This is a genomic window from Arthrobacter sp. zg-Y1116 (assembly GCF_024385485.1).
Lineage (GTDB): Bacteria > Actinomycetota > Actinomycetes > Actinomycetales > Micrococcaceae > Arthrobacter_B.
In genome coordinates this window covers 94611-111275 of record NZ_JANFLR010000005.1, presented here as the reverse complement: position 1 = coordinate 111275, position 16665 = coordinate 94611, and the positions used below count along the sequence as shown (strand labels likewise).

Genomic DNA, 16665 nt, shown 5'->3' with positions numbered 1-16665 from the left:
CCCGGCGGAAGGCCGGCGCGGAGTAAGGCAAAATGGAGGGGTGTCTTCCTCAGCCTTTTCCTTCACCCTCGGTAAGCGCCTGCGCGAAACCGCCCCTGCAGCGGCCGAACAGCGAGTCGAGGCGAACGGCGGCGGCTTTCAGGGCCGCACCGGCACCATCTCCACGCCGCACGGCGAGATCGCCACTCCGGCGTTCATCGCGGTAGGTACCAAGGCCACGGTCAAGGCTGTGCTCCCCGAGTCGGTCGCGGAGCTCGGCGCCCAGGCCGTATTGGCGAATGCCTATCACCTGTATCTGCAGCCCGGCCCGGACATCCTCGATGAAGCCGGCGGTCTGGGAAAGTTCATGAACTGGTCCGGCCCCACCTTCACCGACTCGGGCGGATTCCAGGTGATGAGCCTGGGTGCGGGCTTCAAGAAGGTCATCAACATGAATGCCGACGGCACCACGCACGCCACCGGGTCGGACGACGACGTCGCGCCCGGCAAGGAACGCCTGGCACATATCGACGACGACGGCGTCTGGTTCAAGTCCCATCTGAACGGCGACAAGCATCGCTTCAGCCCGGAAATCTCGATGCAGGTGCAGCACAAAATCGGTGCCGACATCATGTTCGCCTTTGATGAGCTGACCACGCTCATGAATTCCCGCGGATATCAGGAAATGTCGCTGGAACGCACCCGGCTTTGGGCCCTGCGGTGCCTTGCCGAGCACCAGCGGCTGACCGAGGAACGCTCCGACAAGCCCTACCAGGCCCTGTTCGGGGTGCTGCAGGGCGCGCAGTACGAAGACCTGCGGCGTAAGGCAGCCCGGGATCTCGGTGCCATGGACTTTGACGGCTTCGGACTGGGCGGGGCGTTCGAAAAGGAAAACCTCGGCACCATTGTCCGGTGGTGCACGGAGGAGCTTCCGGAGAATAAGCCCCGCCACCTGTTGGGGATTTCCGAGCCGGATGACATTTTCACCGCCATCGAAAACGGCGCCGACACCTTCGACTGCGTTTCTCCCACCCGGGTAGCCAGGAATTCGGCGTTCTACACGCCGTACGGCCGTAAGAACCTCTCCAATGCCAAGTTCAAGCGGGACTTCGGGCCGTTGGTGGAGGGCTGCGACTGCTATACCTGCACCCATTACACCCGCGCCTACATCCAGCACCTGTTCAAGTCCAACGAGATGGTCAGCCACACGCTGATTTCCATCCACAATGAACGCTTCACCGTGAAGCTCGTTGACGATGCCCGGCTGTCCATCGACGACGGCACGTTCTTCGATTTCAAGGCGGAGGTCCTGGGCAAGTACTACAGCGGTAAGTAGCTGGTCTACCTACCGCTGTAATCCTTGCGTGCGATGTGCCGAGTTCCAGTGGTTCTGCAGAGAGCCAAGCCGGCTAGGAATTGTCCGGCTTAGCCTGGGTCGATTCATCCTCTTCCAAGGCGGGCTGGGCATCCCGCTCCTCGTCTCCGGGGCTCGAATCCTTCTCCTGGGCGTCTTCGATCATTGCCTTGGTGACTTCGTCGTTGAATTCCTCCGCGGTTCCGGCAAGATTTTCATCTACTGCCTTGGCACCGGGGTTCGGGACTGGATTGCTCATGTTTGTCTCCTGCCGTACGGGGGAAGTGAAGCTCTGGCGTTCCCCCACCTTTGCACACCTGGGCAGGGATTTCGCCCGGTGACCTGATTGGCGTTTCCCCGCACGGTAGGGCCCGTTGCCGCTAGGCTCGGAGCGGAGGCCTGGCGGTCTTGCAACGGCTATTCGAAGGGGTCAGCATGGCGGAAAAGCAGGGGAATCCTGTAGTGCGGCGCGGGCACGGCAATGTTGGATGGACCATCCAGATCCTCGTTACGCTCTCCCTGCTGCTGGCGCTGGTAGTGGTGGCGGCATGGAAGCCACCCTCCCAAGCGATCATCACCGTCGCCATTTCCCTCGTCCTCGGGCCGCTTCTGATGTTCATGGGGACGCGGCGGAGCAGCGGACGCCGCGCCGAATCGCGGCAGTGACGGGGAGCACCGAACCCGGCCCCCGCCCCTACGCCGCGACAGGCTCCAGCACCGGCTCCACGTAGCTGGGTTCGCGCTTCTTGATGACCCGGATGACCAGGGCCGTGACCGGCACAAAAAGGTACTCAATGAGCGTCTTGTAGAGGAAGCCGAACAGGACGTAGTTGAAGAACCCGCCGGCGTCGGTAATCCCGATGACCGGAGCCGCAATGGCACAGAAAATCAGGGTGTCCGCAAACTCCCCCACACCGGTGGACAGCATCAACCGTCCGGCCAGTGCCTTCTCGCGGAACCGCTCCTTCATCCGCACCAGCACCATCGAGTTCAGCAGTTGGCCGGCCAGGAACCCCAGCAGGCTCGCCAGGACAATCTGCCAGACCGGACCGAGAGCTACTTCCAGTGCAGCCTGCTTCTCCAGCCCGTAGGCGTCATTGAACCCCGGCAGCGCAATGATTAAGGCAAAACTGGCGACGGCGAGAAGTGCCATCGCAAAGCCGGTGAAGATGGCGCGGCGGGCGGCTTTGAAACCGTAGACCTCGCTCACCACGTCGCCGAGAATGTACGCGAGCGGGAAGAGGAAGAAACCGCCGTCGGTGACAATGTCCCAGCCGCCGGGAAGGGAAAACTGTACGCCCTTGGAGGCACCGATATTCGAAATGACGATGACCACGCACATCAGGGTGAGGATCAGGTCGTACTGGGAGCTCCCGCGGGAGGCGTAGGCTGCAGCGTTTTTCACAGCTGTCCGTGGCTGTGCGTTCATGGCATTTCCGTTCGGTTAGTGGTTCGCCTGGCTTTCGCCGGCTGTATTAGCACTGTGCCCGCTGCCCCGGGCAGCCCCGCAGGGCCGCATCCATTCTGCCACGCCCGGTCCGCTCCTGCCGCGCACCCGATTTTGAACACGTTCAAAAAAATGGTCTACTAAACGCTGAAAATACTGCAAAGGGAGCATCATTGGCCGTCACCGCCAAGAGCGAACAGACGCGCCGGCTCCTCATCGACACCGCGCTGCGCCTCTTCGCCTCACAGGGCTACGAAAAGACCACCATGCGCGCTGTCGCACAGGAGGCAAACCTTTCGGTAGGCAACGCCTACTACTATTTCCGTTCCAAGGATGACCTCCTCCACGAGCTTTACCGGTCCCTCCAGGATGAACACCGCTCCCTTGCGCTGCCGCAGATCCGCGAGGGCCACAACCTGGGCGAAAACCTGGCGGTCATTCTGTCCACCGGCCTGACAACCATGGAGCCGTACCACGCCTTCGGCGCGCATTTCCTGCGCGACGCCATGTCACCGAACCGCCGGGAGGACGACGCCGTCGGGCGGGGGAAATCCATCGCGATGTTCCGGCAGGCGGTGTCGACCGCCCGGCCGCAGCCGCCCGTGGCTATCCGCGACGACCTGCCCGAACTGCTCTGGCTGATGCATATGGGGATCACCTTCTTCTGGGTGTATGACCGCTCCCCCGGACAGCGCAGGTCCCACCGGCTGGCCGCGAATCTGGCCCCGCTGGTGGCCAAACTCGTGATCCTGTCCCGGCTCCCGGTGGTCCGGAACATCATGGAGGACGTAGTCCGCCTGCTCCGAGGCGTCCGCCGGGACGGTTAGCCCGCAGCGCCGCTGGGGCACGACGGCGGCGCGCCGTAACAGCGCGTCTTACAAGGGTGGCCGGTTCCGCCGTTTTGGGTGGAAGATGGAGCCATGTCTGCAAACACACCCTCTTCTGCGCCCTCAGCTCCGGCCGTCACGCTCACCATCGCAGGTTCCGAAGCCACCGGCGGCGCCGGCGCCCAGGCCGACCTGAAGACCTTCCAGGAACTCGGCGTCTACGGCATCACCGCCCTGACCTGCATCGTGTCCTTCGATCCCAACAACTCCTGGAACCACCGGTTCGTCCCGGTGGACCCGCAGGTCATCACCGACCAGCTCGAAGCCATCATGACCGCCTATGACCTCGACACGGTCAAGATCGGCATGCTCGGCACCCCGGCAACCATCGACGTCGTTGCCAAGGCGCTGCAGGCCCAGGACTGGAAGAACCTCGTGCTGGACCCGGTGCTCATCTGCAAGGGCCAGGAACCCGGCGCGGCACTGGATACCGACAAGGCGCTCAAGGCCCAGATCCTCCCGCTGGCCACCTTCGTCACCCCCAACCACTTCGAGTCCATGTCCCTGTCCGGCATGGATTCCATTGAGACCGTGGAAGACCTGCAGGAAGCAGCCCGCCGCATCCATGAAGCCAGCGGAGCCGTAGTGCTGGCCAAGGGCGGAGTCCGGCTGGAAGGCGACGACGCCGTCGACGTCTTCTACGACGGCGAAACCATGGAGGTCCTGCGGGCACCCAAGGTAGGCGAGGTAGCTGTCAGCGGTGCCGGTTGCACCCTCGCTGCGGCTATCACTGCTGAACTGGGCAAGGGGGCCACGCCTCTGGAAGCGGCAAAGACGGCGAAGGCGTTCGTCACGGAAGGTATCCGCAACCGCGTTTCCTCCAACGCACCGTTTGATGCGCTGTGGCAGGGCAACGCCGGCCAGGGCCCGGCGCTCTAACTGCGTCAACCCGCCCAAACACAAGCCAGAAGAATCACGGAAGGAGCCGTCCCCGCAACGGGGCGGCTCCTTCCGACGTTAATTCGACCCGCGGGCGCTGAAATTTACAGCCTGAATTGCTAAAAAACAAGGGTCAAAGTAGTAATTCGCTATTAATAAGTCCAACCTTTGCACTGGGCGTTTGCTCCTCTATTGTGACCCTACGGCTGCTTGGTTTGGGGGCCGTTACGTGCACGCTGACACTCCTTACGGGGGTTGGAGGCACAACGGAAAACCTGCCGCAGTGTGTCAGCAGCCGTGCAATTGTCTCTTGGACATGCCCGGTAGCGCTCGGTGGAATGTTCAAGGAGCGCAATGAGATTGTCCATCCATCACAAACCCGGCGCGGTTGTCACTGCCGCATTCGCCGGGATCGCACTCACAGCGGGCCTCGGCCTGAGCCTGCCGGCGCAGGCCACTGAGACACCTGCCGGCGGCAATGAACTCACCGAGGGCATCTCCCTCGAGCGGTTCGCCGAACAAAAAGTGTCCCCCAGCCTGCGGGACGCCACCGGCCAGGTTTCGGTTTACGTGCAGTTCACGGGCGAAGGCGCCTTTGAACAGACCCAGCCCGAGGAGGTCAAGGACGGAAAAGCGGAGCCGGTGGTGAACAAGCCCCTGGTCGAAGAGATCCGCAGCGACATCACTTCGCAGGCAGAATCAGTGGCACAGGAAGCTGCCGCGAGCACCCTCTACACAACCACCAACACGCTCCCCGGGACCGCGATCGTGGGCGACGCCGAGGCCATCCGCGAGCTGGCCGGCCGCTCGGACGTTGCCCGCATCACCAAGATCGTTCCGAAGCACGTCGATAACAAGGGCGCGGATATTGATACCCGGGCCCTGAACACGTGGGTGGAGCGCAAGCAGACCGGAGAAGGCATCACCATCGCCGTCCTGGATACCGGCCTCGACTACACCCACAGCGATTTCGGCGGCCCCGGCACCATCGAGGCCTACCAGGCAGCACAGGCTTCGGCCACCATTCCCTCGCCCGGGAGCGGCCTTCTTGATTCCAATAAGTTCATTGGCGGCTACGACCTCGTTGGCGATGACTACGATGCCGATCCCGACTCCCCCACTTACCAGCCGGTCCCCCGGCCGGACCTGAATCCGCTCGACTGCGGCGGGCACGGCACCCACGTGGCCGGCACTGCCGCCGGGTACGGGACCAACAACGACGGCTCCACCTTCCGAGGCGACTACTCCACCCTCACGGCGGAGCAGGTCAATTCCATGCGGATCGGCCCCGGTTCCGCACCGGATGCCCAGCTCGTGAGCATCCGTGTCTTCGGCTGCGCAGGCTCCTCCGAGGTGGTCGGCCAGGCGCTGGACTACGTGCTGGACCCCAACGGCGACGGCGACTTTTCGGACCGTGCCCAGGTAGTGAACATGTCCCTCGGCTCCGACTACAGCCCGGTTGACGATCCCGAAAACGACATCGTCAACAAGCTCACCGAACAGGGCATCCTTTCCGTTGTCGCTTCGGGCAACGCCGGAGATGTCTATGACATCGGCGGTTCCCCCGGGAACGCAAAGTCGGCCCTGACCGTGGCCAGCACCATCGGTTCCCGGGTCACTCTCGACCGCGCCGACGTCCTCGCTCCAGCCGAACTGACCGGATCCGTCGCCGGGCAGTACTCCTCCAACTTCAATTACTCGGACCCGGCAGTTACCGAAGCACAGCTCACCGGCAATGTGGTGATGGCTCCGGCAGACAACCGCTTTGGCTGCAACGCCTTCCCTGCCGGTTCCCTGACCGGTAAATGGGTCTGGATCCAGTGGGAAGAAGACGCTGCTTTCCCCTGCGGCTCGGGGGTCCGGTTCAATAATGCCCAGGCCGCCGGAGCCACCGGCGTGGTGCTCGATTCCCCGCGTGCGGTCTTTGAATCGGGTATCGGCGGAAACGCCACCATCCCCGGCATCCAGCTCAACGCCGAATCCTCGGACCGACTGCGGCCGTCCGCAGAAGCGGGGACCTTGACCCTGCGCCTGTCGCCGGCCTACATGGCCACCGCCAGCGCCCCCTCGGGCGCCGGTGACACCGTCAGCCCGTTCACCTCCCGCGGAGTGCACGGTTCCAACGGCATCGTGAAGCCCGACGTCGCGGCGCCGGGTTCGGCTATTGGATCAGCAGCCGTCGGCTCCGGCACCGGTGCAGCTGTCAGCAGCGGCACGTCCATGGCCACCCCGCATGTGGCCGGTATTGCGGCCCTGCTCTACGCGGCTACGGATTTGAACCCGTACGAGGTCAAGACCGCCATCATGAACACCGCCACGCATGACCTGCTCACTGCGTCCGGTGCCGTTCAAGGGCCCAACCGGGTCGGTTCCGGCCGGGTAGATGCCCTTGACGCCCTGAATAACAAGGTCCTGGCCTACGCCACGGAGGACCCGGCCCTGACCAGCGTCAACTTCGGCGTCCTGGAGCTCGGCAAGGAAGCACTGGTGCTGACCCGGCAGGTCACGGTGGAGAACAAATCCGACCGCCCTGTGTCCTACAACGTCAGCTACCTGCAGGCGTCCACCATGCCCGGCGTCGTCATCAGCACCACACCTTCGGTGAACGTGCCGGGCAACGGCAAGGCAACCGTGGACGTGACCTTGAGCATCTCCGATCCGGCTGCACTGGCCAAAACCATTGATCCGGCTGCCGAGACCGACCAGTTGAGCATTACCAGGCAGTTCCTGGCGGACGTTTCCGGCCGGGTGCAGTTTGCCGGCAACGGCACGCCCACCCTGCGCGTACCCGTCTACTCGGCCCCGAAGCCGACGTCGGATATGAGTGCCGGCAAGGAAATCGCCTTCGCCGACTCCGAGGCATTGAAGAGCACCGTGACCCTGCAGGGCCGCGAACTCAACCAAGGCACGGGTGCCTCGCGCTACCTGTCCCTGGTTTCGCCTTTGGTCCTCGGCGCGCAGAGCCCGCGGCTGGAATCCGTGAAAATGGATTCCATGTACGCCATGGACCTGCAGGCCGTGGGCGCATCTTCCACGATTCCGACGCTGAAGGCTGCCGGCGGCAATCTTCAGACGTCCGTCGTGAACTTCGGCGTCAGCACCTGGGCCAACTGGCCCATGCTGGGCGGTGCGTTCGAGATTGACGTGGAGATCGACACCAATGGTGACTCGGTCCCGGACTTCGTCACCTTCACCTCCCGCGCGGCCGACGTGGACCTGGTTCTGGCTGCGACTTACCGTTTGACCCCCGGCGCCGCTCCGGTAATGGTGGACCAGACCGGTGCCAACGGTGTCCAGGGCGGCACTGATACCAACACCTTCGATACCAATGCGGTTACCCTGCCGGTTTCAGCAGCGGCCCTGGGCCTGGATGTAAACGCGGCATCGGCACCGTTGCGGTACCGGGTCACCACCTGGAACCCGTACAGCGTGGATGAACAGGGCGAGAGCGTTCCTGTCGACACCACCGAGTACATCCCGTTCGACGCGGCCAACCCGGCATTGACCTTCGCGGGCGCCACGCCCGCCAGCCTGTTTGCGGACGTCAACGGCGGCAAGATGGATGTCACCCGCAGTGCGGGCAACACCGACGCCAAGGCGCTGTTCCTGCACCTGCACAACGCCACCGGAGACTTGAGCGGCACCAACGGTGACGGCGGCAAGGCGGAAGTGGTCCCGATCAAGGTTCCGGCCAAGGTGGTTCCGACACCGACGCCGACACCTACCTCTACGGCCACGCCTAAGCCGACGGTGACACCGAAACCCACGGCCACGCCTAAGCCGACGGCGACGCCCAAACCCACGGCTACACCTAAGCCGACGGCGACACCCAAACCCACGGCTACACCCAAGCCCACTGTGAAGCCGACGCCGGTCAATCCGGTCAGCGCGGTCAGCAAGTGCTCGGGTTCGGGTGCCGAGATTGCGGTGACGGTCAAGAACACCGGGACCAAGCAGGCCAACGTGACGGTGAAGTCCAACTACGGCACCGCTACGGTGAACAAGCTGGATCCGGGCAAGAGCAAGTCGGTGGTCGTCAAGACCCGCCAGTCCTCCATCAAGGCAGGCGACGTCACCGTAACCCTCACCTCCACGGGTAAGGGCAAGGTCGAAAAGGCCACCTACAAGGCTCACTTTGAAGCCCAGAAGTGCAAGGGCGGCAACGGCCACGGCGGCGGTCATGGCGGCGGCCACGGCGGCGGCCACGGCGGCGGTCATGGCGGCGGCCACGGCGGCGGCCACGGCGGCGGTCGCGGCTAGGACATCATGCTGACCTAGCCAACCAATAAGGCAGCGGGCCCCGGAGAAATCCGGGGCCCGCTGTTTTTCTGGGTCGGAAGCCCTGCCGCGCAGCTACTTCAGCAGCCGGGACATCCTCCGGTCCGCCAGCAGCTTGCCGCCGGTCTGGCAGGTAGGGCAGTACTGCAGGGAGGAATCCGCGAAGGCCACCTCCCGGACGGTGTCCCCGCACACCGGGCAGGGCTCACCGGTCCGCGCATGCACCCGCATGGCCTGCCGCTTGGAGTCCTTCAATTCCGCGGCGGGACGCCCGGACGCATTCTCGATTGCAGATTCCAGGACGGCACCCATGGCTTCGAACAACCGTTGGACCTCGGCCGGTCCCAGCTTCGCGCCGATGGCAAACGGAGACAGATGCGCTGCATGCAGGATCTCGTCGCTGTAGGCATTGCCGATCCCCGCGATGGCTGATTGGTCCCGAAGCAGCCCCTTGATCTGGCCGTGATGGGTGCCGACCAGCTCCCCGAAAGCCGCCGGGTCGACGTCGAGCGCTTCCGGCCCCAGCCGGGCAATCCCGGGGACGTCGGCGAGGTCCCGGACAACGTACACCGCCAGCGACTTCCGGGTGCCCGCTTCCGTGAGGTCAAAGCCCGGTTGCGCCGAGCCGTCCTCCGTTGCGAACCGCACCCGCAGCGCCATCGCTCCCCGGCCCGGCCGCAGCCGGCCCGGCTTCAACGCATCGGACCAGCGCAGCCAGCCCGCCTTGGCCAGATGCATCACCAAATGCACTCCCCCGGCGGTGACCACCAGGAACTTCCCCCGGCGTTCGACGTCGGTCACCGGACCGGCATAGAGCTCCTCCAGCGGCACCGCCGCGGTTTTCAGCACGGGGAAAGACAGCACTTCGACGTCGGCGATCACCAGTGCGGGGGCATCGGGCGGGAGCAGCTTTGACCGCAGGTAATCAACCAGTCCCTGTACTTCAGGCATCTCGGGCATGCCAACACCCTAACGGTGGTCCGGTGGCGGCGTCACTGCTCCGAATGCGCCTGCAGGAACGAATACACCTCGGTCTCGTCGACGCCGGGGAACGCACCGGGCGGCAAGGCAGCCAGCAGGTGCGAATGCGCCCGTGCGCTGGGCCAGGCAAAGCCGGACCACTCGGACGCCAGCTCCCCCGGCGGGGTGCGGCAGCAGTCCGGATCGGGACAGCGCGATTTGGACCGTTCCGTGGTGTCCCGGCCCCGGAACCACTTCACGTGCTGGTACGGCACCCCGATGCTGAGCGAAAACTTGCCGGCCGAACCCCGTTCCGTACGTGCCGTGCACCAGTAGGTGCCGGCCGGAGTGTCGGTGTACTGGTTGAATGCACTGAACTGGTCCGGCACGGAAAAGACCTCCCGAGAGGTCCAGTACCGGCAGATCGGCTGGCCCTCAATGGCGCCGGTGTGGTCCGCAGGGAACGTCACGCCGTCGTTCTCGTATGCCTTATAGACAATGCCGCTCTCATGCACCTTCTGGAAATGGGTGGGAATACCCAGATGCTCGGTGGCGAGATTGGTGAACCGGTGCGCAGCAGTTTCATAGGACACCGCGAAGGCGTCCCGGATGTCCTCCACGGCAATCTCCTTGGCGGCCTTGGCCCGCTGCAGGAACTCGACCGTCGCCTTTTCCGGCAGCAGCAGCGCAGCGGCGAAGTAGTTCGTGGCCACCCGCTGGCCCAGGAACTCCCCGTAGCTGCTGGGCGTCTGGTGCTGAAGCACGTAGTGTCCCAGGGCCTGCAGCAGTACGGACCGGGGATCGTGGTCCGATCGCTGGGACTGGGTCAGGTAGATGCGCCGGTTCTTCAGGTCGGTGACCGAACGCGTGGAGTGCGGCAGGTCGTTGACATGGTGGAGGCTGAAGCCCAGGTGCGCCGCAATATCGGCGATCACGTGCTGGGACAGCGGACCGGACGTGTGCCCCACCGAATCCAGCACCTTCTGTGCCTCGGCCTCGTATTCGGGGAAGTAGTTGTTCCGCTCGCGCATCATGGCCCGCAGTTCGCCGTTGGCCCGGCGGGCCTCCTCCGGGGTGGCCACCTGCTCGTTGAGCCGGCGCTCGAGCTCGGCCTGCAGCCCCACCAGGGATTCGAGGACGTCGATGGGCAGCCGTGAACCGATCCGCACCTTCGGCAGGCCCAGGGAAGCATAGAGCGGGCCGCGCTGCGCCCGCTCGAGTTCGATTTCCAGCGCGGCACGCCGGCTCGGCGGCTCCGCGCCCAGCAGGGAATCGATGCTGACGTCCAGCGCAGCGGCCAGCGCCTGCATCATGCCGAGCTTGGGCTCGCGCTTGCCGTTCTCGATGAGGGACAACTGGGACGCCACGGTTCCGACGGCGGCGCCCAGGTCATCGAGTGTCATGCCCTTGGCCTTGCGCAGGTGCCGGACACGGCGGCCGAGGCTGATGACGTCCAGCGTGCGCTCGGCGTCGGGCCCCAATCCGCCCTTTGGGGAGTCAGGAGCGGGTCTATTCCATGTAGTAGGCGTCACATTTTTAGATTACGCGAAGAATCGCGTTTCTTTCCATAGAAAACCCCTAGAAGAGGGCTTGTTGTTGGCACAGGCTTAGTTCACAGCAGGAAATTCCGGTTTGAAGCGGACCGGTTTGAATGAATGATTTCAAGGAGATACAAGCATGAGCCAGGACCAGTCCACCGCCCCCACAGCAGAACAGCTCACTTCCGACTGGGAGACCAACCCCCGCTGGGACGGCATCGAGCGCGACTACACCGCCGACGACGTCGTCAAGCTGCGCGGCCGCGTCCAGGAAGAGCACACGCTGGCCCGCCGCGGTTCCGAAAAGCTCTGGGACCAGTTGCGCAACGCCGGCGATGAGGGCTACACCAACGCCCTGGGCGCCCTCACCGGCAACCAGGCCGTCCAGCAGGTCAAGGCCGGGCTCAAGGCCATTTACCTCTCCGGCTGGCAGGTAGCCGCCGATGCGAACAACTCCGGCCACACCTACCCGGACCAGTCCCTCTACCCGGCCAACTCGGTTCCCACCGTGGTCCGCCGCATCAACAACGCCCTGCTGCGCGCCGACCAGATCGAATTCGCCGAAGGCATCCAGAGCGTCGAGGACTACCTGGTGCCGATCGTGGCTGACGCCGAGGCCGGCTTCGGCGGCCCGCTGAACGCCTACGAACTGATGAAGGCCATGATCACCTCCGGCGCCTCGGGTGTGCACTGGGAAGACCAGCTTGCCTCGGAGAAGAAGTGCGGCCACCTCGGCGGCAAGGTCCTCATCCCCACCGGCCAGCACATCCGCACCCTGAACGCCGCCCGCCTCGCGGCCGACGTCGCCGGCACGCCCACCGTTGTGATTGCCCGCACCGACGCCGAAGCAGCCACGCTGATCACCTCCGACGTCGATGAGCGGGACCAGGAGTTCATCACCGGCGAGCGCACCGCGGAAGGCTTCTACAAGGTCCGCAACGGCATTGAGCCCTGCATCGCCCGGGCCAAGGCCTACGCACCGTACTCGGACCTGATCTGGATGGAAACCGGCACGCCGGACCTGGAGATGGCCCGCAAGTTCGCCGAGTCCGTGCGGTCCGAATTCCCCGACCAGATGCTGGCGTACAACTGCTCGCCGTCCTTCAACTGGAAGAAGCACCTGGACGACGAGACCATCGCCAAGTTCCAGCGCGAACTCGGCGCCATGGGCTTCAAGTTCCAGTTCATCACCCTGGCCGGCTTCCACGCCCTGAACTACTCCATGTTCGACCTGGCGCACGGCTACGCCCGCTCCGGCATGAGCGCCTACGTGGAACTGCAGGAAAAGGAGTTCGGCTCCGAATCCCGCGGCTACACCGCCACGAAGCACCAGCGTGAGGTTGGCACCGGCTACTTCGACGCCATCGCCACGGCACTGAACCCCGAAGGCAGCACCCTGGCCCTGGCCGGCTCCACGGAGTCCAGCCAGTTCCACTAAACCCGGTCCTGCGGGGGCGCCGGCTGCATCCGCAGCGGCGCCCCCGCGGCAACACCGCCACAGTTTTGAAAGACCACAAGGAGAACGCCATGAATGACCCGATCACCCTGAACGGCATTTCCCTCACCGCTCCCGCAGTGCGGCGGCAGGAGGAAATCCTCACCCCGCAGGCGTTGGACTTCGTCAAGGCGCTGCACCGGGCCACGGCCACCCGCCGGCAGGAACTCCTTCAGCAGCGTCAGGCCCGCCGGACGCAGATTTCCAACGGTGCGGACCCGACGTTCCTGCCCGAAACCCGGAACATCCGCGAGGACGACTCCTGGCAGGTGGCCCCCACGGCTCCGGGGCTGGAAGACCGGCGTGTGGAGATCACCGGCCCGGTGGACCGGAAGATGACCATCAACGCCCTGAACTCCGGCGCGAAGGTATGGCTGGCCGACATGGAGGACTCCTCCACGCCGTCGTGGTCCAACGTCATCAACGGCCAGTTGAACCTGCGCGACGCCCTGGACCGGCGCATCGACTTCACCTCCCCGGAGGGCAAGGAATACCGGGTGCAGGGCGCCTCGCTCACCGAGCTGCCCACCATCGTGGTCCGCCCCCGCGGCTGGCACCTGCCGGAAAAGCACATGCTGGTGGACAACACCCCGATCGCCGGCGGTCTCGTGGACTTCGGGCTGTACTTCTTCCACAACGCCCAGCGCCTGATCTCCCAGGGCCGCGGCCCCTACTTCTACCTGCCGAAGATTGAAAACCACCTCGAGGCACGGCTCTGGAATGACATCTTTGTCCTGGCCCAGGACCTGCTCGGCATCCCGCAGGGAACCATCCGCGCCACGGTCCTGATCGAAACCATCACCGCCGCGTTCGAGATGGAGGAAATCCTCTACGAACTGCGGGACCACGCTGCAGGCCTGAATGCCGGCCGCTGGGACTACATCTTCTCGGTGATCAAGAACTTCCGGACGCGCGGACCCCGGTTCGTGCTGCCGGACCGGAACATGGTCACCATGACCGCACCGTTCATGCGTTCCTACACCGAGCAGCTTGTCCGCGCCTGCCACCGCCGCGGCGCCCACGCCATCGGCGGCATGGCTGCCTTCATCCCGAACCGCAAGGACGCCGCAGCCAACGACGTCGCCATGGAGAAGGTGCGCGCCGACAAGACCCGCGAGGCCGGCGACGGTTTCGACGGATCCTGGGTGGCGCACCCGGACCTGGTGCCCGTGGCCATGGAGGTGTTCGACGGGGTGCTCGGCGACCGTCCCAACCAGCTGGAGAAGACCCGTGAAGACGTGGTGCCCAACGACAAGGCGCTGCTGGACATCGCTTCCACGCCCGGCGTCATCACCGAGGCCGGCATCCGCAGCAACATCGAGGTGGGCATCCGCTACATCGAGTCCTGGCTGCGGGGCAACGGTGCGGCCGCCATCAACAACCTGATGGAAGACGCCGCCACCGCGGAAATCTCCCGCTCGCAGATCTGGCAGTGGATCCACTGCTCCGCCGTGACCGACGAGGGCGACGTTGTGACCCACCAGTGGGTGGAGGAACTGCTCGACGAGGAGTTCACGAACCTGCAGCGCTTCGAGGGCGACCGCTTCGACGACGCCCGCGAGCTTTTTGAGGAAGTTGCCTGCGGGGAACATTTCCCCACCTTCCTCACCGTGCCGGCCTACGCCCGCTTCCTGCATGAATCGCAGGAGCTGGCCGCGGCCTAACCCCTGGGGGGGTGACGCGGATACCGCTTCAGTATCCGCACCGGCAAGGGCCGGGAGTACTTCCGCTGGTGTTCGAACACTGCGGGAATTGCTCCCGGTCCTTTCTGCGTTGCACCCGATATGAAGATTGATATCTGGTCCGACATTGCCTGCCCGTGGTGCTACATCGGCAAGCGCCGCTTCGAGGCCGCCCTCGCCCGTTTCCCGCACCGGGACGAGGTGGAAGTCCACTGGCACAGTTTCCAGCTCGATCCGTCCCTGCCCGACCACTTTGACGGCACCGAGGTCCAGTACCTCAGCGAACGCAAGGGCATCGACCCCGAACAGCTCGCCGGAATGCTGGACCAGGTGTCGGTCCAGGCGGCGGGCGAAGGCCTGTCCTACGACTTCGATTCCCTCGTAGTGGCGAACAGCTTCTCCGCGCACCGGCTGATCCATCTGGCCAAGGCGGAAGGCGGCCCGAAGGCTGCCGATGCCGCCAAGGAAGCACTGCTTTCGGCCCATTTCGTGAAGGGAAAGGACATCGGCGCGGCAGATGACCTGCTGGAAATCGGCACCGGCATCGGGCTGCCCGCGGACCGGGTGAAGGCCGTGCTGGCCAGTGACGAATACGCCGACGCCGTTCGCGCGGACATTGCCCAGGCCCGCTCCCTGGGGATCAGCGGCGTCCCGTTCTTCGTGCTCGATGACAAGTACGGCATTTCCGGTGCGCAGCCTGCCGACTTGTTTGCCTCCGCCCTGGAACAGGCCTGGCAGGAATCGCACCCGCTGGTTCACCTGACGCCGAAGTCAGCGGACGGACCTGCCTGCGGACCTGACGGCTGCTAGGCCCTGAAAACGGCTGCCGGGACCGTGGGTTCGAACAGCCACGGTCCCAGCAGCCCGCTGGCCGAGACACCGGCGGCGGCATATGCCTTGTCGGCGAGGTCCAAAAAATCAGAAGTACCGGCACAACCGTGCCGGTACTTCTGCGTCCACTCCTGCAGCAGTTCGAAGAAGATCCCGTCGCCCGCGCTGCGCCGCAGGACATGCAGGGTCAACGCTCCGCGCCGGTAAACCCGTTCATCGAACATGGCCGCCGGCCCGGGATCGGCCAGCTGCAGGTCCTGCCGCTGGTGCCGCAGCCACTCCAGGTCGGCCGCGGCCCGCTGGTCGCTGCCGGCGCCGTCGGCCGCCTCCGACCACAGCCACTCCGCGTAGGTTGCGAAACCCTCGTGCAGCCAGATATCCCGCCAGCTGCCGGCCGTGACCGAATTGCCGAACCACTGATGCGCAAGTTCGTGGGCCACCAAAGACGCCGACCCCGAATCCAGGTGGTTGCATCCGAAGACCGACACCGACTGCGCCTCCAAAGGGATCTCCAACTCGTCGTCGGTCACCACCACCGTGTACCGGCCGAAGGGATAGGGCCCGAACCGGGAGGTAAACAGGGTCATCATGGCGTCCTGCCGGGACAGCGCGGCACTCGCGCGGCCGGTCAGGGACGGGGGCGCAACGACGGACTGCGGTACGTCGCCGGGCAGTTCCAGGTACTCGTACCGGCCAATCTGGACCGTCGCCAAATAGCTGGACATGGGGTCGGGTTGTTCGAAGACCCAGGTCTCCCGGCCGCGGCGGTCTTCGCGGGAGACCAGCTCTCCGTTGCACGTCACCCGGTAGCCGGACTCCACCGTCACGCTGATCCGATACCGTGCTTTGTCCGCAGGCAGGTCGTTACAGGGAAACCAGGACGGAGCCCCGGTCGGCTGTCCGGCAACGAGGGCGCCGTCGGTCAATTCCTCCCAGCCGATGTCTCCCCACAGGCCGTTGCCCGCACGCGGCTTGCCCCGGTAGCGGATGCCCAGCCGAAACGTGTCACCGGCCTTCAGCTCCCGACTGGGCGTGATCGCCAGTTTGCCGCGTCGCTGCCGGAAGGAACGGACGTCCACCGGAGTTCCGGCGCACCAAAGCAGGACTTCTTCCACCCGCATCGGCCGGTCCAGGTCCAGGATGAGCTGTTCAATGTCGACCAGGGCCGAGCCGGCGAGGCGCGCCTGCCCCTTGAGCCGGTTGGGGCCGACGTCGTAATCCAGTGTCAGGTCATACTCGATGATGCTCAGGTCCGTGGAGCCTGACGCGGGGGTATAGGGATCGGGCGCGTGGTGCTGGTGTTGGTGGTGGGATCCGGTCGGCGACATGGCGGAC

At 64.9% G+C, this 16665-nt stretch carries 13 protein-coding genes; 8 read left to right on the top strand and 5 right to left on the bottom strand.

Annotated features, from left to right (window positions below; all coding sequences use genetic code 11):
- The first annotated feature begins 40 nt into the window (after positions 1 to 40).
- Entirely contained in the window at positions 41 to 1315 is a 1275-nt protein-coding gene (gene tgt, locus NNX34_RS15270) for a tRNA guanosine(34) transglycosylase Tgt (protein WP_255767379.1), read from the top strand.
- 73 nt (positions 1316 to 1388) lie between these two features.
- On the opposite strand, the gene NNX34_RS15265 is transcribed toward tgt, so the two are convergent.
- Positions 1389 to 1592 carry a hypothetical protein gene (locus NNX34_RS15265; RefSeq protein ID WP_146364031.1) on the bottom strand — a complete coding sequence of 68 codons (204 nt, stop codon included), beginning with the start codon at positions 1590 to 1592 and terminating at the stop codon, positions 1389 to 1391.
- 176 nt (positions 1593 to 1768) lie between these two features.
- Here NNX34_RS15265 and NNX34_RS15260 point away from each other — a divergent pair, with 176 nt between their 5' ends.
- Positions 1769 to 1999 (top strand): hypothetical protein, encoded by a 231-nt coding sequence (locus tag NNX34_RS15260; RefSeq protein ID WP_255767378.1) that lies wholly within the window; start codon positions 1769 to 1771, stop codon positions 1997 to 1999.
- A 28-nt stretch (positions 2000 to 2027) separates the two neighbouring features.
- Here the strand turns inward: NNX34_RS15260 and NNX34_RS15255 are convergent, their stop codons facing one another.
- A complete protein-coding gene (locus NNX34_RS15255; protein ID WP_255767377.1) occupies positions 2028 to 2762 on the bottom strand; it encodes a queuosine precursor transporter in 735 nt (244 codons plus the stop codon).
- A 191-nt stretch (positions 2763 to 2953) separates the two neighbouring features.
- Here NNX34_RS15255 and NNX34_RS15250 point away from each other — a divergent pair, with 191 nt between their 5' ends.
- From NNX34_RS15250 to NNX34_RS15240, 3 genes are all read left to right on the top strand, one after another.
- Positions 2954 to 3607: a TetR/AcrR family transcriptional regulator gene (locus NNX34_RS15250; RefSeq protein WP_255767376.1), complete on the top strand. Its 654-nt coding sequence runs from the start codon at positions 2954 to 2956 to the stop codon at positions 3605 to 3607.
- A 93-nt stretch (positions 3608 to 3700) separates the two neighbouring features.
- Entirely contained in the window at positions 3701 to 4546 is an 846-nt protein-coding gene (gene thiD / locus NNX34_RS15245) for a bifunctional hydroxymethylpyrimidine kinase/phosphomethylpyrimidine kinase (protein WP_255767375.1), read from the top strand.
- A 354-nt stretch (positions 4547 to 4900) separates the two neighbouring features.
- Complete coding sequence (locus tag NNX34_RS15240; RefSeq protein WP_255767374.1) at positions 4901 to 8806, top strand: S8 family serine peptidase; 3906 nt, start codon at positions 4901 to 4903, stop codon at positions 8804 to 8806.
- A 93-nt stretch (positions 8807 to 8899) separates the two neighbouring features.
- On the opposite strand, the gene NNX34_RS15235 is transcribed toward NNX34_RS15240, so the two are convergent.
- Together NNX34_RS15235 and NNX34_RS15230 are read right to left on the bottom strand one after the other, a co-directional pair.
- On the bottom strand, positions 8900 to 9784 hold the full coding sequence (locus NNX34_RS15235; RefSeq protein ID WP_255767373.1) for an Fpg/Nei family DNA glycosylase: 885 nt from the start codon (positions 9782 to 9784) through the stop codon (positions 8900 to 8902).
- A 32-nt stretch (positions 9785 to 9816) separates the two neighbouring features.
- A complete protein-coding gene (locus tag NNX34_RS15230) occupies positions 9817 to 11265 on the bottom strand; it encodes a helix-turn-helix transcriptional regulator (protein ID WP_255767372.1) in 1449 nt (482 codons plus the stop codon).
- 196 nt (positions 11266 to 11461) lie between these two features.
- On the opposite strand from NNX34_RS15230, the gene aceA reads away from it, so the two are divergent.
- The 3 genes from aceA to NNX34_RS15215 all read left to right on the top strand — a co-directional run bounded on the left by aceA (position 11462) and on the right by NNX34_RS15215 (position 15309).
- Positions 11462 to 12760, top strand: a complete 1299-nt coding sequence (aceA, locus tag NNX34_RS15225) for an isocitrate lyase (protein WP_255767371.1) — start codon at positions 11462 to 11464, stop codon at positions 12758 to 12760.
- Between the two features lie 89 nt (positions 12761 to 12849).
- Positions 12850 to 14481, top strand: a complete 1632-nt coding sequence (gene aceB, locus NNX34_RS15220) for a malate synthase A (protein ID WP_255767370.1) — start codon at positions 12850 to 12852, stop codon at positions 14479 to 14481.
- A gap of 120 nt (positions 14482 to 14601) precedes the next feature.
- Positions 14602 to 15309, top strand: a complete 708-nt coding sequence (locus NNX34_RS15215; RefSeq protein WP_255767369.1) for a DsbA family protein — start codon at positions 14602 to 14604, stop codon at positions 15307 to 15309.
- On the opposite strand, the gene NNX34_RS15210 is transcribed toward NNX34_RS15215, so the two are convergent.
- Entirely contained in the window at positions 15306 to 16658 is a 1353-nt protein-coding gene (locus tag NNX34_RS15210; protein ID WP_255767368.1) for a M1 family metallopeptidase, read from the bottom strand. The genes NNX34_RS15215 and NNX34_RS15210 overlap by 4 nt on opposite strands.
- Positions 16659 to 16665 lie beyond the last annotated feature (7 nt).

Excerpts from the sequence above, each read along its gene's own strand:
- NNX34_RS15265 (WP_146364031.1), bottom strand. The coding sequence starts at position 1,592 with ATGAGCAATCCAGTCCCGAACCCCGGTGCCAAGGCAGTAGATGAAAAT.
- NNX34_RS15260 (WP_255767378.1), top strand. The coding sequence starts at position 1,769 with ATGGCGGAAAAGCAGGGGAATCCTGTAGTGCGGCGCGGGCACGGCAAT.
- NNX34_RS15255 (WP_255767377.1), bottom strand. The coding sequence starts at position 2,762 with ATGAACGCACAGCCACGGACAGCTGTGAAAAACGCTGCAGCCTACGCC.
- thiD (WP_255767375.1), top strand. The coding sequence starts at position 3,701 with ATGTCTGCAAACACACCCTCTTCTGCGCCCTCAGCTCCGGCCGTCACG.
- NNX34_RS15240 (WP_255767374.1), top strand. The coding sequence starts at position 4,901 with ATGAGATTGTCCATCCATCACAAACCCGGCGCGGTTGTCACTGCCGCA.
- NNX34_RS15235 (WP_255767373.1), bottom strand. The coding sequence starts at position 9,784 with ATGCCCGAGATGCCTGAAGTACAGGGACTGGTTGATTACCTGCGGTCA.
- aceA (WP_255767371.1), top strand. The coding sequence starts at position 11,462 with ATGAGCCAGGACCAGTCCACCGCCCCCACAGCAGAACAGCTCACTTCC.
- aceB (WP_255767370.1), top strand. The coding sequence starts at position 12,850 with ATGAATGACCCGATCACCCTGAACGGCATTTCCCTCACCGCTCCCGCA.
- NNX34_RS15215 (WP_255767369.1), top strand. The coding sequence starts at position 14,602 with ATGAAGATTGATATCTGGTCCGACATTGCCTGCCCGTGGTGCTACATC.
- NNX34_RS15210 (WP_255767368.1), bottom strand. The coding sequence starts at position 16,658 with ATGTCGCCGACCGGATCCCACCACCAACACCAGCACCACGCGCCCGAT.